Source organism: Brevibacillus antibioticus (assembly GCF_005217615.1).
GTDB lineage: Bacteria > Bacillota > Bacilli > Brevibacillales > Brevibacillaceae > Brevibacillus > Brevibacillus antibioticus.
This window is the reverse complement of record NZ_SZNK01000001.1, coordinates 1,328,714-1,354,955: the sequence shown is the minus strand read 5'-3', so window position 1 is coordinate 1,354,955 and position 26,242 is coordinate 1,328,714. Positions and strand designations below refer to the sequence as shown.

Genomic DNA, 26,242 nt, shown 5'->3' with positions numbered 1-26,242 from the left:
TTGACTGATGGCATTGCGTTTGATTCCTTACATCGTTTTGAATGGTACGGCAAGTGAAGCGATCAGCTTTTACGAGGGTGCGCTAGGTGCGGAAGTGCTGTTCAAGCAAACCTTCGGTGAAATGCCGGAAAATCCCGAGTTCCCATTGCCTCCAGAAGCCAAGAATCGCATCGGACATGCTACTATTCGCGTCGGTGAAACGGAACTGATGTTTTCCGATACCTTCCCAGGACAACCGCATCAGCCTGGTGATCAAGTGACCATTTGCATCTCGACCGATGACAAAGAACAATCTCATAAGATTTTTAATGCCCTACAAGAAGGCGGCCAAGTGCTTATGCCTCTGCAAGAAACGTTCTTCAGCCCAGCATACGGTAATGTGAAGGACAAGTTCGGCATCACGTTCCAAATTTACACGAATAATCATTGCATGGAGTAATGTGAAAGCCCTGTTCGCTTCTACGGCGACAGGGCTTTTTATTGATACACTTTGCGCTTACGGTATTTTCATTAATCGCGCCAGATCATAAAAAAGAACCAGGATCGCATGCATCCTGGCTGTTGGTGTTACTTTGCTTACTGTTGGTTGTTCTCCTGAGACATGAGTGATACAGGGCGTTGCGGAGTGAAAGTGGAGATCGCATGCTTGTATACTAATTGTTGCTTGCCTTCGCTATCAATCACAATCGTGAAATTATCGAATGCTTTAATATACCCGCGCAATTGAAATCCGTTCACAAGGTAAATGGTAACCGCGATGTTTTCTTTCCGCAAATGATTCAAGAACGTATCTTGAATGTTGATCGTCTGTTTCATGTACACTACCCCCTAAAAGGACTTGTATGTTATATATTCGGCAATTGTTGAAACTTTCCTGCCAATATTCGTTTGATAGTTTCCACGTTATTCCTCTGTTCGGCCGAATCGGTCATGTCAAACCATTGAATTTCTTCCATTCGACGGAACCAGGAAAGCTGGCGTTTGGCAAAATGTCGCGTTCGCTGCTGTATGTCGTTCACTGCTTTTTCTAGCGTGATTTCTCCATACAGATAAGGAATGAGCTCCTTGTACCCCAAGCCTTGCATAGAGACCAGTGACGCGTCGTAGCCAGCATCCAAGAGCCCCCTCACTTCCTCAACCAGTCCCGCTTCGATCATGAGTTCAACCCGATGGTTGATTCGTTCATACAGCTTTGCGCGGTCCATCGTGAGACCAATCATCACTAAATCATAGGGTGAATGCTTCGCCCGGAGCTGAAAGTCGGACATCTTGTACCCGCTGCTTTCATAAATCTCCAATGCACGAATCACCCGCTTTACATCATTGGGATGCAAGCGTTCGGCTGTAATCGGATCGACATCGGCTAGTCTGGCGTGCAGTGCTTCCACACCCTCGCTGTCAGCCAATCTTTGCAGACGATCACGGAGCTCGGGGTCTTGAGAAGTGGTGGAAAACTGAAATCGATGGGTAACCGATTCTATGTACAGACCTGTCCCGCCGACGATAAACGGAAGTTTGCCGCGCTGATTGATGTCTGTAATCAACGCTGCGGCACTATCCTGAAACATCGCGACAGAGTATTCTTCGTCTGGATTTTTAATATCAATGAGGTGATGCGGTATGCGCGCAAGCTCCTCCGGTTCTGCTTTTGCGGTGCCAATATCCATTCCACGGTATACTTGCATGGAATCTCCAGAAATGATCTCACCGTCGAACTGTTCGGCCAGCTCCAAACTAAGCTGAGTCTTTCCGACCGATGTTGGGCCAATAATCACGACTAACCTTTCCCTTTGTTGCAAGGTCACTCCCCTCCACCTATCTCTTTGTAGCTGTACACGACCTGCTGGCCGCGGGAGCGAAACGGTGTAAAACCAAAGCGCTCGTACATCCTACCTTCTTTTCCTTCTTTCATTACCACACGTTTTCTCGCAACTCGCTGCGCTTCCAAAACAGCCTCCTCGGATAGAGCATCTGGATTGGCGAGCTCCCGGACTCCAGCGATCCCCGACGAGCTTTGTACAGTTATCTCGAACATGGGATCGAAATAAACGACGTCGAAGGAACGTGCAGGCAGTCCTCTCAATACTTCTAGATGGTTACCACATCGCACCTCAATACGACGCATGGCTTGCTCCAATTCTTCCGCATCGGATGACCAGTGCCGCAGTCCATCTTCTACCAAGATGGCTAACAATCGCTCAGATTCAATGCCAACGACTTTCCCATTTACGCCAGTCGCGTGGGAAAATACAATAGCATCAGCACCCAAACCCAAGGTTGCGTCCAGCACTTCATCCCCTGGATGAATTTGGCAAGCAACAAGCATAGTATCAGTATCGCCGCGCATGAGCCGCTTTATACGAAAAGCAGATGTATTCGGATGAAAAAAGAATGGTTTTTTCCCCGGCACTTCCAGACGTGCTCCGAGAGCGGAAACCACCAATACTTCTTCTACCCCATATCGCTTGCGCATTTGACCCAATGAAAAATCGCGTCGATTCACAACCTGTAGCCCCAAAGTACTAGCCAATTCAGCTGCGTGACGCAAGGTTTCTTCACCAGGCTCAAGTCCTGTCGTAACAATCACGCCTTTGTTCCCTTCCTTACGTCTTCGCCCTTTTTGACAAGAACTGCTGTTCTAGAAAAACGACTCGACGGTTTTTACATAAACGGTAACGATCATATTATTGTAAGCAGGATTAATTTGCCGGTCAAATAGAATCTGAACCAAACTTTTTTCCTCTTCACTATGACAATCTTACCATTTTTTATGAAAGCGCGTCGGACTGGAGTATGATTTTCTAATCCATCAGTTTCACCCATGTAAAAAGACCCACGAATGAAAAAGCTATCTCCACTCCTCAACTGCAAGGTTCGCCTGTTTGATCCAGTCCAGCCTGCGGTTATTTACCAGACCGAGATTGTAATAAACAATCGATTGAGCGCCTGCGTCCACTGCTGTTTTCACCCTGGCTGCCAACTCGACTGCTGACTGGATTTGACTATGATGCAGGGAAAAAGCCGCTCCCAACGCAGCTTCTGGCGCTACAAGCTTGATCGCATGAAACGTATATGCCACATCATCGATACTGTCTCCATAGGCGAGCGGAACGACACGATCGAGAGTAGCCGCTGCTTTTCGCAACGAAACCCCTTCCCAATAGGACTGATTCACAAAAAAAGGGGTCGAGGACGGAAAGCCATCCAACGCAGTCCCCATACTTAGCGCGATTTCCTTCAAGCCCCTCCATAGCCCTTCTACCACTTCCAGACGAGATTGCTGATAGTGATACAATTCTGGGTATTCTAGAAGTAAAAAGGCAACTTCTCTCGCTTCAGCGGATACTAGCGAGAGAGAATCGGCATCCACCATCTGACTGACTAGCCTCGATACAAGCTGTCGGACTGCTCCGACATCGATTCGCTTCGATTCGGCACGCTCCGTACATGCCCCGCAAAAACAGAGCGAGAGTAACCATTGCAGCGATTCTCCTAACGGCAAGAGGCATACTTCATGATGCTCGCCATGCTTCATCGGCAAAAAGGCAGTCGCTTCCATCAAGATCCGCTCTGGCTTGACCTGCTCCAGTGTATCGGTAAACAGCGCCTTGGCGTAGTGCTGAACCTCAAGCTGCGATGGACATAAAGCGTATGTGTATGTATCCCCCCAAATGTTTTGCACACAAAGATCTGGATGAGCAAAACCAAGCGTAGAATTGTGGAGGCCAACCCACCATGTATGAAACCCCATCCCTGCCTGCTCACAAGCCTCTTTCATTTGGGCAAGAATGCCTGCTTGTGCGATTTGCTCATGTACAGTCGGGCGCAAACGGTTGTATTTCGACCATTCAGGTGTAAAAGATATTCCTGAGAATGGTAGCCTGCGAAACGTTTTGCTTCGCGGGTGAAAAAATCTCCCCTGATGATAGCTACTATTGACCACCGCTGTATTGCATTTGGCATCTTGCAAAGTTTTCAGTACAGCTTCAATACCACTCTCGGCTATATCCCATGGATAGATAAACATCCCGGTTTGGCGTGACGAACTCATTTCGTTTCACCTCGTTTTTGCAAGTAATCATAAGTCAGTGTTTGCCTAAAATCAATCCTGATTTTCGAATTTTCCGAATGAACTAAAGGAGGCAGAATAATCGCCTAGTCCGTTTTTTATTAAAAAAGATAAAGCACCACTTGGGTGCTTTTCATGGAGCCCATATATTTTATCAAGTCGATAAGTAAACCGCATACATATGTAGCGAATCAAAATCTTTAGAGGCATGTGCATGAACTTTATAGTAAACTGTCGCCCCCTTATCAAATCTTTCGCCACCTGCCGATGCAGCGTCAATTTCACCAGGCCCTAAATCACCAGCAGTACCAGACATAATATACTCGCCATTAGGTCCAACAGCTATCCAATCATAGTCAAGTTAATACCAGCAGGGGATTGAAGTTCGAATACCCAATTCGATTTCTCTGAGTCATTTCTAAACATATACACTTGCAAAAGTGGCTTGCGAACCGAAAGTTAAAGCAGAAACAATTACATTCAAAGTCAAAAGCGCGATCTGTCGCCGCCAGCAAAACTGTCGATTCTTTGCCTACTCCATTCTGAAAATAGATAAAGCCGACATCCCTTCATTCAGAAATGTCAGCTAAAGTTTCGCCGTAGATGATACAGGTGGTAGAGGTAGACTAAATGTATAAGTAAAATCCATTCTTTTTCCCCGAATTAGCGCTGTTCTTCATCGGGTCCTTTTAAAACAACATACCATTGACCGGAAGTTTTTTTCATTGTAAAAGTTTTCTCTCGTTCTGATTTTTTGAATTTAAGGAGTACTTTTACTTCAGCTAAGGAGTCTTTGTCATTTGCTGATCCTATTAATTTATAATCGATTAGTTGTGTTCTTTGTGCTGATCGAATAAAGTCTCCCCTATCCGGAAAATAGCTATTTTTATCCTTATAGACTAAATCGTATGATTCTTCTCCCTGCTTATTAATGACTAAAGATAAATATCGATCAAGTGTTTTTTCCGGTGTATCGTACCAAAAAGTATAGGTACTGATACACGCAATTACAAGTGCAATTAGAAAAACAAGTAGTATTGACTTTTTTTCTTTAAATTTCAAAAAATACATATAACCATCCTTTCCGGTATATTGAAAATATCGTAACATATTACATATAGAAGAAAGCTCCTCGATGCTATTTTTTCATATTAAGCTATTCGACAGGTTATTTAGAAAGCCTGTAACATTGTAGCAACAGGTTTCCTAATCAAACAATTTATACCAATTTCCATTGGATCGTGGGATTCAATGCAATCGCTTTATCGATTTCTTTCCTCAGACGCTCTACCTCTTTGAACATCCAATGATCATCTTTAATCTCTTCTTCTACTTTTTGCACCACTTTTAGGGCAGATTCGATCTTAGCAACGTGGAGGTTGTGGAAACTACAGATCGATTGTTTTGTTTAACTTGGTTCATTTCTAAAGCTGCTTCCAACTGAGTTAACTTTCGTTAGCAGACAGCATTGAAGGCGTGATGTATGTTAAAGGTGCCCATTGTAAAAACTCTCTTATCCGTTGATGGAACGCCGTGTGCGATGAAAGTCGCCCGCACGGTGTAGGCTCGAACGAAACCCTTCACAAAGAGTAGGGAATAAGTCGAGAATAGCGATACGAAACCAATTAATGATGTTGTAATTTCTGGGTCTGGTTGGCATGTGTCTCATGGTAGATTTGTTGATTTTTACTACACCGCCCCACAGGACGCCGCATCTGAGAAAGTCTTACTGTCTACAGATAATGGAGAAACTTGGGAGGAAGCTTACCTACCATTAGGGATTAAATCCGGCTCCGCTAATGGGAGACCCATGCATTCTGTACGTGCTGCTCAGTTAGAGGCAGGAAAAACCTATCTGTTTAAGGTTGTCATTACAGGTGGTAAGAACGAAGGCGAATCAAATGTTATTACTCAAAAAGTAATGTAATCCATCAACAGCCCTCGGAGATAGTCCGGGGGTTATTTTATCGCTTGGACTACGTTTGTACAAATCGTGTGTTCTGTCACTAACAATCCCCGTTTTTCGTAGTTCCTATCGAAAGGAGCACGGATATGACAATCACATTGATCCTTCTTGTTGCATGGATTCTTATCTTGAATGCAAAGTCTCTCAAAGCTAGATGGTTATACGTATTGATTATTACTGTTGTTTTTTTCCTTTCACTAAACCTTTGGTATATTGACGAAGATTGGACTGGGTATTAGTTCAGTGCTTAATATAATTACCGGTGTTAAGTGACTGCTTTTCGTACACCTTTGCAAATTGCTTACACTCGGTTTCTCCTTCTACATTGATTGATTGCATAGTAACTATGAGTACCAGCACCATCATAAAATTCCCATACCTCTGTTTCGTCGTTATAAAAAAACCAACCTATCCCACTTACCTTTTCAAAAGCAACTTCCAAGCATGGCAATGTTACAGTTCAGCGAATCCTGACAATCCGGGTTTGCTGCCAAGGCTTCAATGTAGATTGAGCCGTCGCCCATTTCGCCTGTTCAGGATGCGGAAGCTTTCTTCTTCCCCCATCCTCTTGATGTTGAATAGGATGAACTCAAATGCCTGTTTCGCCTGCTTCAAAGCGTGGGCCGTGATGTAGATAGTCGCCCCTGATCTTCGACTAAGCAACGCAAGCGCCCAAGCAAGAGCAGCAACGAGCCGAGTCTTACCGTTTTTCCGAGGAATAAAAATAAACGCCTCTTTGTATCGACGTTCCTCAGTGCCTGCTTTGAAAAATCCAAGCAGGTTGTAAATGATAAATTTTTGCCACGGTTCAAGGAGAAACGGCTTCCCACGTAATGGCGTACCGTCCAGTGCTTCACCCTTATCATGAACAAAGGTTCGCTCGATAATGCCGATAACGAACTCCGCATCCTTCATGCGAAAATCATACTCCGTTTTTTTAAAATCTCTAAGGAATCGTCGACACGCTTGAACTAACTCTCTGCCAGCGATCTTCCTACCCTCGACGATGCTCTTGGCGTACTCCATTACAACGTCAAGGTTCTTTGCCTCACTCAAGACCACTTAGCGCCGCAGCCAGTGCGGACGTCTTTTTCTTCTCAATCTTGATTCCGTCGATGGTTTTCGGATTCAAGCACAAGCGATCCGTGTACGCCAGGATATCTTTTCGGAGGGATTCGAGTGTGGCGACGATAGGCGCTTTTTTCGTACTCCCATCCGTTGTTGAAACTTCGATTTTATAATCACTTTCCAAGAAACGTTCGTTTAGAATCGCATGTTGTTCTACTAATTCGGCATAGATTTCGATGATCCGATCGTATTCTTTTTTGTACGTTCCCAAGTTTTTCATATCACGAATGGTCGTGCGTTTCACCGCCGCTTTCGTCACTTTAGCCACCGCCATCACCTCCCGAAAAAATTTTCCCCAGAACTCGCGTTATTGGAAACGGCTGGCCGAGTCGGTCTACAGAAATGCATATCTGAGCAATAATTGAGCTTCGTCTATGATCACCTTTTCGTAATGCCCATGCTCCAACGCATCCGGTGTGATCACTGTTACATTCGTAAACCCTAATTGTTTAGCAGTCCCTTCAAGGTAACGTTTCATCATGATGTTGTGCGCCAAGATAGGAATGCCTGTCTTGCTTGCCTCTTCAAGTAACCTCGTTGTTTTCCCACTCTTCCGTTCCCCTACATAAACAGTTGGAAAGAACTCTTTATTGTGCACTCCTAGCCCTCCGTTCCGCCTCAAACTTATCACGCACTCTTTCCTGCCAAGCTCGTCCTAATGCTGTTAGCTCGTGAGTCACCCTCTCATGCATAGCGTTGTGTTGCTTGTCGCTGAGAGAAATAAGGTTCCAGTCTACGAATGCTAGTTCAGGGTAAAACTCCAACGGGTAAATATGATGCACAGTAGTAGCTGGTTCAGTCTTACCGTACCGCTTACTCTCCTGACACATGTATTTATCTCTTCGTAAGATAGCTTCCCGCTTCCGCTTCCAACGCCGTGACTTGTATAACGTTTGGCTCAATGCTCTTCCTCCTTTCAACTTAATCGGAGCAAAACAAAAACCGCCCGGTTAATTACCCGAGCGGCTAGTCATTTTTCGTACACTTAGTATAGAGTAATTATTGATTGGCTTGCAAAAACCGTCAAAAGCGTCAGATATGTCAGATATGTAAACTGTGAACGCTCGCCAAAATGTTGACCACTTTGCTCAACATAAAGTTACCCACTTGAAAGATTGAACACACACCATCATTTCCACACCTATTTGAAAACGTTTTTTCTGAGCAGAGGATCATCAAGGGCTTGAGTAGCCAAGGGGTCTACCCTTTATCCTTGATGATGCTCTGCTCAGAAAATAAAATGTTACTTTGTGTGGAATGAAGCATCGTAGGTGGTCAACTCGAAGATGAGCGTTTACCCCAAAAATGGTCAACTTTTTGATTAGCGTTTACACACGGAGTTTATTGATCATGCCGTCTTCCTCTTCGGCACTCGGGAAGTTGGCTTCACCTTTGGACCAAGCACTGCCATGAAATACAGAATGCTGGTTACTTTCCGCTGCATACAAAAAAAGGCTCATTCCTCCTCATCGTTCAAGTTAGAATAAAGCCTTCGATAGTTTATCCAGCATGTTTGTCAAAGTGTTAAGAATGGGTTTTCTGGTTTTACAATCCTACGTTTCCAAATCTGTTTTATGGCAGTCGATAGCTCTAACGAACTCTATTCCAGGTTCATTGCTCTAATAGTCTATCTATCCTCTTTTGTTTTTAAATTGATTAATACCTGAAAATCGTTGTTTGGACAAAAAACCCCTGGATGCTTACCACTGTCAACCCCAAAGAATTGTAGTAATTCTCCACATTTAGGGCAAAAAACATTCTCTCCATTTGCAGCTTTATCACATATGGATTGAATTTCACGCATTTCTTTTAAAAAGTCAGCATTATTCAAGTTCCCACTCCTTATCTATATGGAAGTTCAGAGTACAACCGCTTTACTTTTTTAATAATGTTACGTATGTCACCAAAAGAAAGCTCATTATTTAGATGCTTAGCTTCTCTCATATGTGCAACCACTTCCTCTCGTTGAGTATATACTGTTGAGTTAATCTTGTTATGAGTTGTTTCATGTATAATTTTTTGAGCAGTTTTCTGGACAGATTGTGTATTACTCACATAAATAACTGCTTTATCAGGTCCATATGCTATACCATACACCCCTGGCTTTTTACTATAGTCCAATAAAACCCTAACATTATTATTTTGGATATAATCTAAAGTTTCCTTTCCAACTTCTGATTTTCTAAGCTCACGATATAAATGCTTTGGAGCAATTCTTTGACCATTTAGAGCAAAATCATTAATAAACAAATCACTTGGTCTCCTAGAATAACGTGTCCCCTTCTTCCCCTTCCTTGCCGCATCCAATAAATTCTTAATTCTTTTACTTCCCCCCAGCGTAAGTACACCCAAGGCAAGCCCACCGATTGCAATTCCATCCGCAAGCTCGACTTTACCATCCCGCAACGTATCCAAGTCTTCTTGCATTGGCTCGATATATCCTTCCCTTACAAACGCTCCAACACCCTTCGGCAAATCATTTGCTGCTTTCTCCAAAGCGCCTGGCAACTCACTTGCCGCTTTTTGCATTGCAGCAGGAACGTCTCCCAGCATCGAGATTCCTTTGACGAGACTATCCAACATGCTTGGTTTTTCCTGTGGCTTTTCGCAAGCTGGTCCTTGTCCAAAGCCGGAAGCTGACGGCCCACTATTTGCTGACGACTGATTTCCAATCGTCACACCACCCAAATCCTGCCCGTCATCTTCAATCTTGATCAGCCCACAATAGAAACACATATTTGTTGATTTGTTCAGCAATGCCGGATGGCCACCCACTATTTTGTCCGCTTTCCCATCGATCCATGGCATTGTCGTCAGAGGTGTGCACGGCATCGGTGTAAGTACACCGTTATTCGCTGCTGTGGCAGAGGCGACTGTCGGATTCTTTAAGCTGCTACACTTTCCAAATGGCAGGATATTAACGTTAGGAACGAAATCCATGATATTCATTTGCGGCTTTCCTTTTACAAAAACACCATGGCTGAACGGCATTTTCAGCCGACTCTGTTTACTTCCGCTGCTGCAAGATAAAATGGCGCCTACAACCACGTAGCTCTTGCGTTCAGCACTTGACTGCTGGATATTGATACCTTCAATATTGGGCAAACAGTCTCCTCCTCTCTGTAAAGGTTTCTATACAGATGGGAGATTCTCATGTTGATCGATACGCCTGATATCCAATCTATATATAAAAAGGAAATAATGCCCACGTGATGAAGTATCGGATGTGGAACAGCCATCTACAATAGATATAAAGACACAAATATCCAAATACACTTATAGATATTTAGAACTACCAAAAAAAGCCACCCGGTTATTTACCCGAGTGGCTTATTCATCATGCGTACACTTAGTATAGAACGATTTTTGATTTGCTTGCAAAAACCTTCAATAACGTCAGATATGTCAACCTCTCAGGAGCCTAACAATTCGTCACTGTATAGCTCCCTTGCCATTCGTTTAACGATGTCCCGCTTGATCTCGTTTAATCGTTGGCGGGATACGTCTACGTGTCTGGCAATGCTGTTCATACGCATTCCGTCCATCATACATTCAAGGACTGTTCTGTATTTGTCATCCTCAAGGTTTAATGCAAACTCGTTTATCTTCCGCACTTTGTTTTCAAGGTTTTTCATTCGTTGGATTTGCTTTTCGTACCGCTCTTCCGAAATGGTTAGAGTAGAGAGGCGCAAGCCTTTCCCGCTTGGCATACCTGCAGCGTCCCCATAGGTAGCGACCAATTTCTGCTGGATCGCCGGATTAGAAATAATTGCCTTATCAATTTCCTTCCTAAGACGCTCTACCTCTTTGACCATCCAATTAAATCCCTTGATTTCTTCCTCGACTTTCGTGACTACTTCAAGAGCTGGCTCAAGATTAATAAAGGCGAGCTGCCCGCTCCGATCCATTAATGCTTGATTCTCTATGATGTAATTGTCCCAATCCGGGCAGGTTTCGATTTTACCAACGTGGAGGTTATGGACACTACAGATCGATTTCTTGCCCCATTGAGTAGCGGGACATTTTTCGCAAACACGTTCGATCAGCTTATCGTTCACCTACACCGCCTACCCTTTTCTTAATTCTTATTTAACAAATCGTGTGTTGAGTTCCCATAGGCAAGAATTCTAACGGTTGATAGGTCAATATTTTACAAAAATTTGAAATTAAGTTATTATATTTCCATAACTTTCTGTAAAGGAGGTGATACTAATGAAAAAGCTTTTTTCATTTGCCCTAACAGTCGTTATGGTAATGTCAGTCTCTACTGCTGTATTTGCATACAGTGAGCCCAATTGTGGGGGTGGTGGCAGCGGTTGGGGTGGTGGTGGTGGCGGTACCAAAAAACCCCTTGCCCTTTGTGAACCCAAATAATTTGAGTAAGCCTCCTTTTGGGGGCTTTATTCAATTTCTCTTATGTTAAATAGCTGTCCCTTTCACCTGCAATAACGCCAATCATAGTTGTGATGAAGATGGTACCAAAGATATTTGGTACTTTTTGTTTTTTCATTCAGTATTACAATAAGTTTAACAACATGCAGCCAGGAGGTAACATATGCAAATCTTCATCTATATTTGCTTGGGAGTCACTTTACTATTTGCTATTGCATCCATACTATTAAGAAAAATTTTTCCAGAAAAGAATGGAAAGTACCTTGGTATAGGTTTTGCTGGATTACTTATAATAAGCATTGTAATTATAATCATCAGCTTTTTTGTTGGTGGTTGGAGTGGTATGGGATACGGAGTCATAGGTATCTCCATTTTCATAGGTACATTATTAGGTGGTGTTTTGAATATAGTGACAAAACACTTTTTCCATAGATGATACTATTAATAGAGGAAATTTAGGATGGCAAACTGCTATCCTTTTTTCTTTTGTACCCCTTGAACCATTAACAGCAGTAATGTTAAGTTAAATAATCGAACGATACTCCCGTTTGATGTCCTTTAGACAGAGTTGTAAGAGTAAGAGACCTTTCTTACTTTTTCCGATCAATTGGAATCCTGCCTTTTTAAAACAAAAGCCGGGATGCTTCGAAGCAACTTTTTCAGCATCTACATAAGTAATTATTCCGTCTTTTGGCGGTAGTCCCCATTGTTTTAGTGTTGCTCTGATCGCCCAACGGACCATATCCGAAATTAGGTAGTCAGACTCATTGCGAAGAGACATTTTGCTTATTCGCTTCCTCCATCCACGACTCTTTCAAGTCGTCTAGAAGAGTCAACGGAAAACGCGGATGTTTTGTCGCCATTTACTTCTCCTCATTCACTTAATGCTTTCATAACATCATAAGCAAAGAAGGAATTAAGTGCATCGTATAGTTCATCACTGATTTGGTCTGTGGTTTCAAAGTCTACTCCTGATACCTGCTCAGAGCCGAATTCAGTTGCTCTATACTCCTGCGAGTATTCTTCGCCATTCACGTTTACTGTGACTTTGTAGCCTTCTTTTGTAATTTCAACGATTACTTTATCCATGAGACTCCCTCCTCATTTAACAAATCGTGTGTTGTGTAAAATTTTTGTAAAATTTTGTATTCACTTCAAGGAATAATCATTTTAATGTATATATTGTTTGAAACATAAATCTGGGATTCGAGAGGTACTTTATATGACTCGCTCATTAAAATTGATATTATTAGGTTTCATCACAGGTCTATTAATTTGCGTTGCTTTTCCAGTCCTTCAAAAGGAAGCGGCCCTGATGGGATTATGGATGATTCTGTGGAGTCGTATTAGTTTACGAAAAGGCTCTGTTTATGGAATCTGGAAGCTTTTAACCTACATAACAGTAGTGATTGGCTGGATACTCTTGCTCTTCGGCATATTTCTGACAGCCTTAGAGTACATTTTCTAAATTACCGTTGTGTTAAGATGCCTTTATATATCCCAGTTCAATTGCAAACTTCTAAATGGCTTCCATGTCTTCTGAGGGATAACCCCAATGCGGGCAATACAGGCCACCATAGCCGTTATTGTGATTCGCATTATCATCACCGTTAATGAAGTCTTTGAAATCGTTCACTAGTCCCCACAATGTTCCACCATGAGAAAATCCTCGGTCGTTACTCATGTGCCCATTATTGATCGATGGGACCCGATTGGGTTAGTTAGTATAGATCCCGAACACGATCATTACCGATTTGAAATAAATGAGATTATTAACCTTCTTCAATCTAACTACAGCACCCCTGAAGAGTTGGCCAAACATGTAGAAAGCATTTTCATCGAATACTTCGACGACGAAATTTATAATCGTCCGTTCGCTGAATATCTGAATGTCGCTCGCATTCTAGAAATAATAAAACAATTCTTGCAAGGTATACCTTATCAAAAAGTAGTTACGATTTACTTGAAAAAGAGGCTAACTGTTTTGCAAGAACACTATTAGCACCTACAAGTGTTTTAAGCAAACTAAGAACATTCGGAGCACGTGATTTAACCGAATGGTGTGATGTTTCTTTCAAAGCTGCCATTAATATTCTTAAGTTTTTTAATAAACGAAAGGAAATGGGGATTTTTGCGAGCCAGTCCAGTTGATGAATATGGACGAGCTTTGACATGTCCAAGATGCTCAAATGAACAAATAACTAATGGAACATTTTGCAAAGTATGTGGTGTAGAAGTAATTAATAAATGTACCTATAAATACTACGGTAATAAATGAATGTGGGACTATCTCATAAGGTAATGCTCGTTATTGCATTGAATGCGGTCATAAAACTACATTTTTCGCGAAGGAGTTGCTTAAACCTTGGAATGTTGAGCAAAACGAAATAACCAGTAAAAATGATTCATTTGATCCATTTGCTTCACTGCAAAAAACTATAAAAATAAAAGACGATGACACACCTTTTTTAAAAAATTCGACAGTGGGAGGAAAATGAATGAAAGGACATTTCAGAAAACGAGGGGCTAATTGGTCTTTTAGATCGATATTGGTCCAGATCCTTTAACGGGTAAAAGAAGACAAAAAACCGTAAGTGGCTTTAAGACGAAGAAAGAAGCTGAAAAATCGTGTGCAGAATTAATTACTCAAATCGAAAATGGAGAATATGTGAATGAGAGCAAAATTACATTTGGTGAATTTATCTTAGACTGGCTTCACACTGTTGCCAAGCCCACACTAAGAGTTACAACACAGGCTGGATATAGAAGTGCTATCCACTCAAGACTCATCCCGGCTTTCGGTACATATAAAATGGCTGATATCAAACCTGTACAAATCATGCGTTACTACTCGTCACTATTGGACGAAAAAGTTTCAGAAGAGTATGTACAATATCTTCATAGTATCCTAAAAAACTTTTTAAATGGGGTCTGATTAAAAATAATAGTATGCAAAATGTAGATCAACCTAAGCGTAAGCGTAAAGAAATGAAGGTTTGGAACATAGAGGAAGCAAATCGTTTTCTTGCAATATACACTGGAATGAGGAGAGGTGAAATACTTGCTCTAAAATGGAAAGACTGCATGCTAGATGAGGGGAAAATAAGTGTAAATAAGACATTATCTTATGTCGCTGGGCAGGGGATCGTTATCCAGGAGAAGAAATTCACTTATCGAAGAGTTAATACGACACAGATCAATTCAACAAGAGGATAGACGACTATTTGGAGATGGCTATCTTGATCAAGACTTCATCATAGCAAAAAATGATGGAGAACCTCTTAAAAGGCACACTCACGCTACCCTCATGCTAAAAATTGGGGAGCACCCCAAAATCGTTTCTAAACGTTTGGGGCACTCCAGTATTCAAATGACGTTGAATGTTTATAGCCAAGTAACTTTTGACATGCAAAAAGAATCGGCATTATTCTTGTTTTTTACTACTCCGAAAATAATGTCGTCCCCATACATGTTTACATCACACGCTTAAACATTTTTTCCAAGTCATAACCAGTAAAATGAATCACAATCGGCCTGCCGTGTGGGCACGTATACGGACTGCTCGTATTACGCAGCTGGTTTAGCAAGCTTTCCATCTCTGCATGCTTCAGGAAGCGATTCGCTTTAATCGATGCTTTGCAGGACATCATGATGGCAGCTTTTTCGCGCATCAGTACGACATTGGCTTGGGCGTTTTCTCCCGTTTCCAGTACAAACTGAATGAGCTCCTCAATGACCTCCAGCTCAGCTCCTTCTGGGAACCAATGTGGATGAGCCCGAACGATAAAGGTTCGTCCACCGAACGCCTCGATTTCCAAACCAAACGATTGCAAAAGCGACAATCGCCTCTCCAGTTTGCTTGCCTCGGCAGCCGTATATTCCACTGTATGAGGAAACAGCATGATCTGGCTGGAAATGTCCTCTTCCGCAAGCTTGTCCATGAAATACTCGTAAAAAATCCGCTCCTGCGCGGCATGTTGATCAATTAAATACATGCCTTCGTCATTTTGCGCGACGATGTAGGTGCCATGGACTTGACCAACTGGGTACATAACGGGAACAGGCGAATCCGTTTCATTGGCATTGTTGGTGTCCAGGAGTGGCGGTGTTTGTTCGGTACCTGCTGCGGCTGAATTGTCCTCGCTGCTGATTTCATTTAATGAATGCACAGGAGTTGGTGCTGGAATCTTAGCCCCGTAAGGTTGGAGAGCTTCCGTCGTGTCCGTTCGATCTAACAAAGTCGCCTGCACGATTTCTTGTGGGATAGCCTCTACTTTTGTAGCCTCCAGCTTTTCATAGTTGGCTGCAGACTCCTTCACCGTGCCGTTCTCAAAAGATGGAGCGATAGGCGTCACTAGATCCACTTGCTTGCTTGTCGTTTCCTGCTTGGCCATCCATTCCTGGAGTCGGGGACTCGCAGCTAATAACGACGATTGCGGAGTATCAGGCTTGGTGATTTGCAGGTCAAACTGCGGTTGAACGACCTGGGTGACGACCTTCGCTTTTTGTTGCGTAGCCATGGGTCTGACAAGCCCCAAGCCTTGTCGCAATGTTTCTTTTACCGATTGTTCTATTGCACTGCACAATTCATCTTCTTTACTGAATCTCGCCTCTAGTTTAGCGGGATGTACGTTCACATCGACCAGTGACGGATCCATCTCGATCTGCAAAGCCACAATCGGATAACGGCCGATAGGTAACAATGTATGATAACCGCGCATAATCGCATTGTTGATGGAATAGCTGCGCACGTACCGACCGTTTACCAGTGTCGAAAGGTAAGAGCGATTCGCCCTTGTCACTTCCGTCTTCGAAAGGAAACCAGACCACTTATAGTCGAGGGTCTCCCCTGCAATTGGAAGCAACAGCTTCGCTACTTGCACACCGTAGATAGCCGCCATGACGTGCAACAGCTTTCCGTCGCCAGACGTTTGCAAGAGTGTCTTGCTATTATGAGTCAGCAGGAAGGAGACCGACGGATGTGTGAGTGCAAGCCGATTCACATAATCGGAAATATGTCCGACCTCCGTGGCGATCGACTTCATGTATTTCAAACGAGCAGGTGTGTTGAAAAACAAACTGCGTACGCAAACTTCCGTCCCTTTTACAGCGGCTTTATCGGAAATCGTTCCGAGCTGCCCACCTTCAATCAAGAGATGAGTGCCAACCTCACTACTAGACGTACTGCTCGTCAACTCCATGCGCGAGACTGCCGCAATACTCGGCAGGGCCTCTCCACGAAAGCCCAGTGTACGAATGCGGAACAAATCACGAGCGTTGCTGATTTTACTGGTAGCATGGCGCTCAAAAGCCAGCTGACAATCTTCCCGATCCATCCCTTTCCCATTGTCAACGATCCGAATCATCTCCAGGCCGCCTTCTTCAACGTGGATCTCGATTGTCGTTGCACTGGCATCAATTGCATTTTCGACCAGCTCTTTGACAACCGAAGCCGGTCTTTCCACTACTTCCCCTGCAGCAATCATATTGGCGAGATGCTCATCTAACACTTGAATGCTCCCCATGAGTGCCTCCCCTCCTGACCAACCCTATCGCTTTTTCAATTGCTGTTTCCATGCGTACAGTTTCATCATGGCGTCCATTGGCGTCGTTGAATTCAAATCCAGCTCGCGCAGTTCAGCCATAATCGCATCTTCCTCCGCCGACGCAAACTGTATCGGTTCTTCACGCACCGCAGCAACTGGTGCCGTCCATACCGATTCGAGCGACATTTGCACGTCACTCGCTGCATTTCCATTCCCTGCACTTCCATTCGCTTCAAGCCCAGTTAAGATACTGCGCGCCCGCTCAATGACCCAGGTCGGCATTTCAGCCAGCTCTGCGACATGAATTCCATAACTTTTATCTGCTCGTCCTTCTTCAATTTTGTGAAGGAACAAAAGCTTCCCTTCCCGTTCTTCGCATCGAGCGTTGACGTTCACGACACCACTCAACGTCTCCGCTAACCCGGTCAACTCGTGGTAATGCGTCGAGAAGAGTGTTTTGGCACCAATTTTTTGGCAAATGTACTCAATGACTGCCTGTGCAAGCGCCATTCCATCGTACGTCGAAGTTCCGCGACCAATTTCATCGAGCAGGATCAAGCTCTTCGCTGTCGCTTTTTGCAGGGCGTGTCTCGTCTCCAGCATTTCCACCATAAACGTACTGTGCCCGCCTACCAAGTCATCGGCTGCCCCAATTCGAGTAAAAATCTGATCGACAATCGACAGCTTGGCCTGTTTAGCAGGAACAAAGCAACCGATTTGTGCCATCACTGTGATCAAGGCAATCTGTCTCATGTACGTACTCTTACCCGCCATATTCGGACCCGTAATGAGTAAAACTTGACGATTGGTCTGATCCATCTCCACGTCATTAGCCACATATTTTTCGCGCTCCAGAACGGCTTCTACTACTGGATGACGCCCTTCTGTAATGACGTATTCGCCGCTTTCCACAAGCTCAGGGCGGATAAAACCGCGCTCGTCACTTACCGTAGCAAACGCCTGGAGAACGTCCACAGATGCAATGCGCTCTGCAAGATTCTGCAATCTTGGTATATGCTTCGCGACTTCACTTCTTACAGCCACGAACAGTTGGTATTCCAACTCAATCATCTTTTCTTCCGCTTCCAGAATGAGCGCTTCGCGTTCCTTCAACTCTGGCGTGATATATCGCTCTGCATTGGCCAAAGTTTGCTTGCGCTCATACCGTCCAGCCGGGACATTGGCGATGTTGGATTTCGATATTTCGATGTAATAGCCGAACACTTTATTAAAGCCAACTTTAAGTGAACGAATCCCTGTTGCTTCCCGTTCTCCCTGCTCCAGTTGGGCTATCCACGTCTTCCCTTCGCGACTTGCCGTATGGAGCTTGTCCAGGTACTCATCGTATCCTGTCCGAATCATTCCGCCTTCACGAACCGATATCGGGGGATCATCCACGAGTGCATGAGCCAAATAGTTGACGATATCCGTACACTCATCCATCCCTTGTGCCAGTTCCATCAATACCGGCGTATTCGTTTGGCTCATATATTGCTTCAGCTCTGGAACAGCTTCCAAGGACATCCGCAGTTGAATGAGGTCGCGAGCGTTCGCATTCCCGTAGGAAATACGACCCGCGAGACGCTCCAAATCATAGACACGGTCCAGGCAAGTCCGCAAATCGGATCGAAGCAGCATGTCACCCTTCAAGGCTTCCACAGCGCTCAGACGTGCCTCCAACTGATCGCGGCTGAGCAATGGACGCTCAATCCATCTGCGCAAAAGACGACCACCCATTGCCGTTTGAGTTCGATCCAACAGCCACAACAAAGAGCCTTTTTTCGTCTTATCGCGAATGGTCTCTGTCAATTCCAAATTTCGTCTGGAAAATCCGTCCATTTGCAGATACTGCTTTGCATCGTACTGCTTTAACAGACGCATATGGGCAAGGCTACGTTTTTGCGTTGTCCCTATATAGAACAAGAGAGCATTTACAGCCGCCCGCATGGACATGTCCAGCCCTTTTGCCTGCTCCCCGTATTGACTATCCACCGCAAGTGCGTCCAGTTGGTGTGCATCCACGATAGTAGATGGCAGTGCTGTCTTCGGCAAAACAGTGAGGCCAAAAAAGACGAGCTCCTTAGGGCGATATTGCAAGGCTTCATCCAGAACAGCCTCTGCCTGTCCCACTAAAGAGGTAACGTACAACTCGCCTGTACTCATATCACAAGCAGCAACACCCGTTCGCCCTTCTACTTGGGCCAACGCTGCCATGTAATTGTTCTCCTTATCCGTCAGCCATTTGCCTTCCATCATCGTTCCCGGAGTAATGACGCGTGTCACTTCCCGCCGAACGACCCCTTTGGCTTCTTTTGGATCTTCAACTTGCTCACAAACGGCTACTTTATGTCCCTTTTTTAGTAGCTCTGCAATATAGCCATCTGCCGCATGATGTGGAACACCACACATGGGTATGCGCTCAGAACCACCACCCTCACGTCCCGTCAGTGTAATTTCCAGCTCACGGGACGCAAGAGTGGCGTCATCAAAAAACAGTTCATAAAAATCGCCTAAGCGAAAAAATAAGAAAGTATCCGGATAATCTTTTTTGATAGCCAGATACTGTTGAATCATCGGGGTATATTGAGCCATGATTTTCTTCTCCTAGCCTACGAATTCTCGTCGCTATTATATCATGATTATACGGTAATGTTGACCCTGCATCCGATGGCAGTATCCGTTTATGGTAGCTTCCATGTCTTGCGCAGGTCTTCATCCGTTCTCCATGATTGGCTTTCGATTAAAAAAGAAAAGTATCGATCCAAATGAATGCGTGACAGCGTATAGCCTGGTAGCTCCTTTACTTCTTCCCATACTTGGACTACGTACGGCAGGAGCTTTTCTTTTTCGCCCTGGTAGTACGCCTTGATAAGCGGGAGCTTTAGATGAGGCGTCGCTTGTAGCTTCTCGTAATTGGTTGCAACCAAATGGGCCAAATGAAGAATACCTCGAGTGACAAGGGGATCAACGAGCCAACTCGGAAGTGTACGATATTCGAATCCATATTCCTTCTCCCTTACATCCCCCAAAAATCCATAGCGCTCTCTGCGGTTCATACAGCCTGCATCCTCAATCAGAACAAGGGGAAGAGCCAAGTACGCATCCAGCTTTCGTCGAAGAGAAAAAGTAGGTGTGAGCCCGCCAAAATGAATATGCCCGCCGATTGGGTAACCTTGAAACGGCATTCCGCCAGCGAGCCATTCGATAGACGCGTTCCCTATTTTTTGGTATGCGAGTGCCAGATTATCGTATATATGCATAAATAATTGATCAGGGTCCTCCGATGGCGCAGGTCTCAACTCTGCAACTGGGTGTTGATGGAGACCTAATTCTTCCCGGTAGCGTGTCGTATCACATCCAACCGTCCCATGGATGCTCAGGAAGTCAGAAGCAAGTGCCATTTCTCCTGTGGGCTTCCGCAAAGCAAATTCGGGATCAGCCCCCATGCTTTGCAGCTTTTGCGGCTGTTTGCGCATCCGAGCTTCCCACCAATCTCGGGCACGCTGCATATATTCGTCAGCATGGTTGGCTGGCCAATTTGGTTCCACCTCGACGACCTTAAGTCGATGGGGAGAAGCCGCCATGACCGTCACTTGACCCGCATCGGCTCCGGCGGCATACAAACTGCGCGCAGCCAGCACTTGCACCACATGGATCTCTGTCTCAGTGGAAGGCAAGGAGACGGAATGCCACTCGGGTTCCTCTAGGCGATGCAGCAGCCATTGTGATTGCTCCTCGCTCCTGGCGATATTTAGTACATAGTCTTGGTACAGGCAGAGCCTATATGTTCGCCAGCCTGGTCGCGCAGCTTTTCCTGTCGTAACAGGTATTCTCCCCATACGGAGCAACCAGCGCCCGATTTCTGGACGATGCAAATACGCAACGACTTCTTTCGCGTTGGCCGTCATCGGTTGTGTTGCTGGCGTCTCCTGCTTGTTAGCTTGCTGACTCGCCCTTGTGCGTAGAATCATGCCTTCCACACTCCCCGCTTTTCTTTCGTTATCTTATGACTGCGCCCAGAAAAAAGTGTGAATGGTACGCATCCGAAAAAAGAAAAAAGAGGAGATAATTTCTCCTCTTTAATCGAGCTCGTCGAGTAGCGTAGCGGAATCAAAGTCATCAAACTCGTCACTGTTGTCTTCAAAGTCGTCAACCAGATGAAACTCTTTTTCATCACAACTATTGCAGACGACAACGCACACCTTTGTTTCTCCAATGACCTCTACTGCATATTCACTTTCCACTCTGACTGTGATTGTGCCACCACCACTTAACTCCGCTTTTATGCACTTCGGTTGCTCCACGGCGCGTGCGACGATTTCCAAATCGCCTCTGCAGTTTTTGTCGAAGAACGTAAGCGGTACGAGTACGGAGAACTGAACAGTTTCCCGCTTGACTTCGGTTTGCGTGTTATTAGCAAACGAAAACCACAGGTTGACGTCATACATACCAGATACTTCAACGGCATCTCCGACTTTCTCTGCTTGGAAGTTCGTGTTTATAATCCAGCATCCGAGGATCGTCGAAGGAGTTTGCGACGGTATGATGGTGTGGGTGGTAATAGAAAATTTATGGCCTTTGCCGCAGACTGCTTTCGCGATAAGTTCCCGGCACTGTAGATCTTTGTCTATACCCGACATTTCGTTACCTCCTCCATACAACGTTTCTGTACATTTGTATGCAGGGCATTCGACTAGCGTGCAAACAACCACTTTATATTTGGGAAAGTTGTTGGGTATTCATCAAAACAGCGCCGGGAAAGCTTTCCTTCAAGAATTAGGAGCAGCAGCCGCCAGATTTTTTCTTTTCAGGCCCGCCACCCGTCTCTCCTGTCAATGGGTTTCCGCCTGTATCCAAAATAATACGCTCCGAAACGGTGTTCGTGATCACGTTCGTGACCATTTGCAAAAGATCATTCACATCGACCTGCGATTGCTTGAATTCCGTAACAATTGGAATGGCATCCAGTTCCTCATGCAATTGGCTGTACTCATCTTCCACTTTTTTCACCAGTTCCGGCTTGTTGATGGATTCAAACATCACCATTTGCTTTTGCTTCTGCTTCAAGGTATCAATCAAATCTTGCACACGTTCATTGTTCTTGATTTGCAATTCGGCACGTTTGAAGAAATCAACTTCATTCGTACGTGCAATCATCGCTGCAAGCTCGCGAGCTTTATCGAGAATTTCTTTCTGTGTATATGCGTTTGTTTGTTCCATAATGATCTACACCTCAACTTTGGATACGAGTTCACCGTGAAGTGTCCACGTTTTCGCATCTGTAATTTTTATGTGAACATACTGTCCGATCAAGGATTTGTCGCCGGTGAAATGGACCAGCTTATTTGTACGCGTACGACCCGCAAGCACTTCCGCATTCGTCCTCGATTCGCCTTCCACCAGTACCTCGACAACCTGATCCTGTAGTTTTTTGTTCTGCTCCAGTGCGATGCGAGCCAACACTTCATTGAGTCGATATAAGCGCGCTTTTTTCACTTCCATTGGAACGTTGTCTTCCATGACAGCAGCCGGTGTACCTTCACGTGGGGAATAAATGAAGGTATACGCAAATTCATATTTGACCTCTTCCACCATCGAAATCGTATCTTCGAACTGCTCATCGGTTTCCCCTGGGAAGCCAACAATAATATCGGTAGAAAGTGAGACATTCGGGATCGCGTCCTTGATTTTGCGAACGAGCTCCAGATAATGCTCACGCGTATATTTGCGCGCCATCCGCTTGAGTACTTCTGTCGAACCGGATTGGACAGGCAAATGAATTTGCTCCACGAGGTTGCCGCCTTTTGCCAGCACCTCGATCAAATGGTCGTCAAAATCACGCGGATGACTTGTTGTGAAGCGCACACGCGGGATATCAATCTTGCGGACCTCATCCATCAAGTCTCCAAAACCATACTCAATGTCCTCAAAATCTTTCCCATACGCATTGACGTTTTGTCCAAGAAGCATGATTTCCTTAAAACCTTGGCGAGCGAGATCACGCACTTCCGCGATGACATCTTCCGGGCGTCGACTGCGCTCTTTTCCGCGGGTATACGGCACGATACAGTACGTACAGAACTTGTCACAGCCGTACATGATGTTAACCCAGCCCTTGGTGTTTCCTTCGCGGAGCTTCGGCATATTTTCGACGATATCGCCTTCTTTGGACCAAACCTCAATCACCATTTCTTTGCTGAACATCGCATCGCGCATCAGTTCTGGCAGACGGTGAATATTGTGTGTTCCAAAAATCAAGTCGACCTGCTGGTAGCTTTTCAAGATTTTCTTGACGACTTTCTCTTCTTGGGACATACATCCGCAAACACCGAGGATCAGATTTGGATTGTTATTCTTGAGCCGCTTCATATGGCCGAGCTCTCCAAATACTTTATCCTCTGCATTTTCGCGAATCGCACAGGTGTTAAAAAGGATGACATCCGCATCTTCGACAGAATCAGAGGAGGTATAGCCCATTGCCTGCAAAATACCAGAAATTGTCTCCGAATCGTGCTCGTTCATTTGGCAGCCATACGTACGAACGTGATAACGCTTTCCTTTTCCGATGTTCTGCATGTCTTCTGGGATATTAAAATCGTAATGGACTAAAATTTCTTCCTTACCGCGCGTTTTCGCATCTTTCAGAGAAGGGGCCTGGAAGTATTTCGCAAAGTCTTCCGTTTTCTTTGGAGACTTAACGGATTTTAAGTCCACAGTCGCCTCTTTCGTTTCCTTCATCATATATCACCTCAGCTATAATCATCTACATAAGTAACCAATAAAGAATTATATCATTTTGGGTGATACAAAAGCCAATGCTTAATAACCATTATGAGGCAAAATATGTACGAAACGCTTGCATTATATAATCATGGCTTCAATGCTGACAAAACTTTCGTTACAACTAATTTCAGAATCTAGCTTCTCAACTACTAATGAGCACAAACAATCTGGTAGTAGAAAATACGTTACATACTCGTACTTTCCATCAGATACACATTCGCCTTCCAAGGGTACAGTAAATGACTTAGGAGGAAGTGAAAAGCCTTTTCCTTCCGCTTTCATGACAGCTTCTTTACGTGTCCATATTCGATAAAACGCCTGACGCTTGGCATCTGATGTCCATTGACTGTTTACAAATTCGATCTCCTTTTCAACAAAAACCATTCGCATGACATCGGAGGCGTCATGGTCTGTCCGCTCCACGTCAATACCGACTTTATCCCAAGGTGCAATGACGCAAGTAATTACCCCTCTCGTATGCGAAAGATTAAAAAACAGATCCGGCTGAGCCTGTGACGGAATCAAATAGGGCCGACCGTATGCATTTTTAATAAATCGAACCTGTTCCGGTTGCAATCCAAGCCGTACGCCTAACAAATTTTTGAGTAATACTCGACCTAAAAGGAATTCGATCCGCTTTTCCTCCACCCGATACGCTTCATAGGTCTTTCGCTCGTCATCATCCAAATAGTGCAGATTGTGCTGAATTTCTGAAATTGTGATATGATCCGGAATCTGTAGCCAATATAGGTTTAATCCGGTGTTCTTACCATTATTAAATGACCACTTGGGGTGCTTTTCACCATACTCCGATGTACAAACAATCATTTTCTCTCCCTCCCCCTTGTGGTTTACCTTCTATGTTTTCTCATTTGTTATGTCTGTTTTCCTTGCTTTAATAGGTTCAGATTAATCGTGTAAGTTGATTTTTCACGATCTGAGTGATGTCATCTGTATGATCATTTATAAAGAAGTGCCCTCCGTTAAAATAAACGATCTTACAAGAAGACTTCGTATAGGACTTCCACCCTTCCATGTCCTCAGCATTGGCAACGGTGTCTTTGATTCCACTCAAAATGACGAACGGAACGTCAAGAGGTTCTCTTCCTTCAGGCAGTTGATAAGTCTCAACCAATTGAAAATCTGCTCGCAAGATTGGCAAGAACAATTTTAGTAGCTCCCTATTCTCAAGTACTTCTTGTGGTGTACGTGATTCGCTTCATTACATCGCCAACCGCCTCAAATTCTAGGCTTTTATCATAAAAACCCCGGAAGCGAACGTTTTGATAAATTTGAGCTTCGAGTCTGTTACGGTTTACACTGGCTCACTGCTTCCAATCCCCCCTCTGAGCAATGCGGGCACGATATGCTCGCGGAACAGGCTCAGAGGCAACAGAGAGGATTCATACAACTCGCTTGTAATTACCGCAACCATTTGATGGGCTGGGAGAACGATAATGAATTGACCGCCATAGCCGAGAGCGAAGTAGCACATATTGGCCCCTTCCAAAGGCTGTTCACGATCTAGTTGGCCGACCCACCAATGACGAGCATAGTGGCCAATGTTTTCATAGGTCATAAATTGCGGGGTCATCGAATTAGACACCCATTCCTTGGACACGATCTGTTTCTTACCGTACCTACCCTGGTTGAGGTACATGATACCGAACTTGGCTAGGTCCAAGGTATGCATCATCATCCCAGACCCGCCGTTGTTGATGCCCTGGGGATCTTCGTGCCAAATGTACTCAGTAATACCCAAGGGTTTGAACAAGTGTTTATCGGCAAACTCGGACGCCTTCATGCCGCTGACCCTCTGCACGATGGCTGTCAGAAGATGCGTGGCGCCCGTGTTGTAGTTCATCCGCGTACCAGGATCACATTCCAACTTCCGCTCTAGAACGAAACGCACCCAGTTTGGTGCGTAAAACATGTGGCTGAACCCATCCCATTCGCCAAACTCTGGCCAGTGATACCCTGGCGTCATTGTCAACAGATGATTGACCGTGATCGACCGTTTGCGAGAGTCCTGCTCCAACTCCGCAAATTTAGGAAAAAAATCGAGGATTGGCGTATCCAGACTCGGGATAAGCTTTTGGTCGAAGCAAATGCCGACCAAGGCAGAGACGATGCTCTTGGTCACCGAGTGGATTTTTTGCGGTTTGCTTTCGATCTTTTTGTTTTTGTAGTATTCGAACACGCAATGTCCGTTCTTAATAATCAGGCAACTGGTGACCTTCTCCTTTCGTAGTCTTTTCTGCCATTTTTCAAGGCGATTCGGGTCAAGCCCCTGATCTTCCGGCTTTGTAAACGGAAAAATAGCAGTAGTCTTGCCGTTTGCTTTCATCGTCAGGCTCA

Annotated in this window: 25 protein-coding genes and 3 pseudogenes; 5 read left to right on the top strand and 23 right to left on the bottom strand. The window is 44.6% G+C overall.

All coding sequences use genetic code 11. From position 1 onward, the window contains the following. Positions 1–7: 7 nt before the first annotated feature. A complete protein-coding gene (locus E8L90_RS06460; RefSeq protein WP_137028499.1) occupies positions 8–439 on the top strand; it encodes a VOC family protein in 432 nt (143 codons plus the stop codon). Positions 440–576: 137 nt separating this feature from the next. Here E8L90_RS06460 and hfq read toward each other — a convergent pair whose 3' ends face one another. The 13 genes and pseudogenes from hfq to E8L90_RS06385 form a co-directional block, all read right to left on the bottom strand. Beyond that, entirely contained in the window at positions 577–816 is a 240-nt protein-coding gene (gene hfq / locus E8L90_RS06455; protein ID WP_007719110.1) for an RNA chaperone Hfq, read from the bottom strand. A 29-nt stretch (positions 817–845) separates the two neighbouring features. Continuing rightward, positions 846–1,805, bottom strand: coding sequence for a tRNA (adenosine(37)-N6)-dimethylallyltransferase MiaA (miaA, locus tag E8L90_RS06450; RefSeq protein ID WP_137028498.1), 960 nt, complete (start codon positions 1,803–1,805; stop codon positions 846–848). Then, positions 1,802–2,587: a class I SAM-dependent methyltransferase gene (locus tag E8L90_RS06445; RefSeq protein ID WP_137028497.1), complete on the bottom strand. Its 786-nt coding sequence runs from the start codon at positions 2,585–2,587 to the stop codon at positions 1,802–1,804. Before E8L90_RS06445 ends, miaA begins: the two co-directional genes overlap by 4 nt. Before the next feature lie 261 nt (positions 2,588–2,848). Beyond that, positions 2,849–4,051, bottom strand: a complete 1,203-nt coding sequence (locus E8L90_RS06440; protein ID WP_137028496.1) for a hypothetical protein — start codon at positions 4,049–4,051, stop codon at positions 2,849–2,851. Between the two features lie 681 nt (positions 4,052–4,732). Continuing rightward, positions 4,733–5,140: a hypothetical protein gene (locus tag E8L90_RS06435; protein ID WP_137028495.1), complete on the bottom strand. Its 408-nt coding sequence runs from the start codon at positions 5,138–5,140 to the stop codon at positions 4,733–4,735. 1,338 nt (positions 5,141–6,478) lie between these two features. After that, a pseudogene (locus E8L90_RS06415) lies at positions 6,479–7,061 on the bottom strand (terminase large subunit domain-containing protein); the annotation flags it as partial. 22 nt (positions 7,062–7,083) lie between these two features. Further along, positions 7,084–7,437 (bottom strand): P27 family phage terminase small subunit, encoded by a 354-nt coding sequence (locus E8L90_RS06410; RefSeq protein WP_137028492.1) that lies wholly within the window; start codon positions 7,435–7,437, stop codon positions 7,084–7,086. 60 nt (positions 7,438–7,497) lie between these two features. Further along, entirely contained in the window at positions 7,498–7,761 is a 264-nt protein-coding gene (locus E8L90_RS06405) for a hypothetical protein (RefSeq protein ID WP_137028491.1), read from the bottom strand. Further along, positions 7,751–8,065 (bottom strand): HNH endonuclease, encoded by a 315-nt coding sequence (locus E8L90_RS06400; protein WP_137028490.1) that lies wholly within the window; start codon positions 8,063–8,065, stop codon positions 7,751–7,753. The genes E8L90_RS06405 and E8L90_RS06400 overlap by 11 nt, the downstream gene beginning before the upstream one ends. A 426-nt stretch (positions 8,066–8,491) precedes the next feature. Further along, entirely contained in the window at positions 8,492–8,623 is a 132-nt protein-coding gene (locus E8L90_RS31065; protein WP_279633647.1) for a hypothetical protein, read from the bottom strand. A gap of 167 nt (positions 8,624–8,790) precedes the next feature. Beyond that, entirely contained in the window at positions 8,791–8,994 is a 204-nt protein-coding gene (locus E8L90_RS06395; protein WP_137028489.1) for a hypothetical protein, read from the bottom strand. 857 nt (positions 8,995–9,851) lie between these two features. Beyond that, positions 9,852–10,268 (bottom strand): annotated as a pseudogene (locus E8L90_RS06390) (DUF4280 domain-containing protein); the annotation flags it as partial. A gap of 308 nt (positions 10,269–10,576) precedes the next feature. After that, complete coding sequence (locus tag E8L90_RS06385; RefSeq protein ID WP_137028488.1) at positions 10,577–11,221, bottom strand: hypothetical protein; 645 nt, start codon at positions 11,219–11,221, stop codon at positions 10,577–10,579. 154 nt (positions 11,222–11,375) lie between these two features. Here E8L90_RS06385 and E8L90_RS29875 point away from each other — a divergent pair, with 154 nt between their 5' ends. Together E8L90_RS29875 and E8L90_RS06380 are read left to right on the top strand one after the other, a co-directional pair. After that, the gene (locus tag E8L90_RS29875) at positions 11,376–11,537 is read left to right on the top strand and encodes a hypothetical protein (protein WP_162309056.1); all 162 of its coding nucleotides are present in this window, start codon (positions 11,376–11,378) and stop codon (positions 11,535–11,537) included. Positions 11,538–11,718: 181 nt separating this feature from the next. After that, a complete protein-coding gene (locus E8L90_RS06380) occupies positions 11,719–11,991 on the top strand; it encodes a YesK family protein (RefSeq protein WP_137028487.1) in 273 nt (90 codons plus the stop codon). Positions 11,992–12,428: 437 nt separating this feature from the next. On the opposite strand, the gene E8L90_RS06375 is transcribed toward E8L90_RS06380, so the two are convergent. Continuing rightward, on the bottom strand, positions 12,429–12,644 hold the full coding sequence (locus tag E8L90_RS06375) for a hypothetical protein (RefSeq protein ID WP_137028486.1): 216 nt from the start codon (positions 12,642–12,644) through the stop codon (positions 12,429–12,431). A gap of 568 nt (positions 12,645–13,212) precedes the next feature. Between E8L90_RS06375 and E8L90_RS31315 the strand changes: the two genes are divergently transcribed. Further along, entirely contained in the window at positions 13,213–13,557 is a 345-nt protein-coding gene (locus tag E8L90_RS31315; RefSeq protein WP_137028484.1) for a DUF1871 family protein, read from the top strand. A gap of 540 nt (positions 13,558–14,097) precedes the next feature. Further along, a complete protein-coding gene (locus E8L90_RS31310; RefSeq protein WP_137033289.1) occupies positions 14,098–14,490 on the top strand; it encodes a tyrosine-type recombinase/integrase in 393 nt (130 codons plus the stop codon). A gap of 538 nt (positions 14,491–15,028) precedes the next feature. Here the strand turns inward: E8L90_RS31310 and mutL are convergent. From mutL to E8L90_RS06310, 9 genes and pseudogenes are all read right to left on the bottom strand, one after another. Beyond that, positions 15,029–17,080 (bottom strand): DNA mismatch repair endonuclease MutL, encoded by a 2,052-nt coding sequence (gene mutL, locus E8L90_RS06350; protein WP_137028482.1) that lies wholly within the window; start codon positions 17,078–17,080, stop codon positions 15,029–15,031. A 24-nt stretch (positions 17,081–17,104) separates the two neighbouring features. Continuing rightward, positions 17,105–19,693 (bottom strand): DNA mismatch repair protein MutS, encoded by a 2,589-nt coding sequence (mutS, locus tag E8L90_RS06345; RefSeq protein WP_137028481.1) that lies wholly within the window; start codon positions 19,691–19,693, stop codon positions 17,105–17,107. 89 nt (positions 19,694–19,782) lie between these two features. Next, a complete protein-coding gene (locus E8L90_RS06340) occupies positions 19,783–21,072 on the bottom strand; it encodes a putative amidoligase domain-containing protein (protein WP_137028480.1) in 1,290 nt (429 codons plus the stop codon). A 108-nt stretch (positions 21,073–21,180) separates the two neighbouring features. Beyond that, complete coding sequence (cotE, locus tag E8L90_RS06335) at positions 21,181–21,741, bottom strand: outer spore coat protein CotE (protein WP_137028479.1); 561 nt, start codon at positions 21,739–21,741, stop codon at positions 21,181–21,183. A 136-nt stretch (positions 21,742–21,877) separates the two neighbouring features. Next, entirely contained in the window at positions 21,878–22,321 is a 444-nt protein-coding gene (locus tag E8L90_RS06330) for a YlbF/YmcA family competence regulator (RefSeq protein WP_137028478.1), read from the bottom strand. A 6-nt stretch (positions 22,322–22,327) separates the two neighbouring features. After that, a complete protein-coding gene (gene miaB, locus E8L90_RS06325; protein WP_137028477.1) occupies positions 22,328–23,839 on the bottom strand; it encodes a tRNA (N6-isopentenyl adenosine(37)-C2)-methylthiotransferase MiaB in 1,512 nt (503 codons plus the stop codon). A gap of 123 nt (positions 23,840–23,962) precedes the next feature. After that, on the bottom strand, positions 23,963–24,712 hold the full coding sequence (locus tag E8L90_RS06320) for a 4'-phosphopantetheinyl transferase family protein (protein WP_137028476.1): 750 nt from the start codon (positions 24,710–24,712) through the stop codon (positions 23,963–23,965). Between the two features lie 76 nt (positions 24,713–24,788). Then, a pseudogene (locus tag E8L90_RS06315) lies at positions 24,789–25,082 on the bottom strand (thioesterase II family protein); the annotation flags it as partial. 117 nt (positions 25,083–25,199) lie between these two features. Further along, positions 25,200–26,231 carry a serine hydrolase domain-containing protein gene (locus E8L90_RS06310; protein ID WP_162309053.1) on the bottom strand — a complete coding sequence of 344 codons (1,032 nt, stop codon included), beginning with the start codon at positions 26,229–26,231 and terminating at the stop codon, positions 25,200–25,202. Positions 26,232–26,242: the final 11 nt, after the last annotated feature.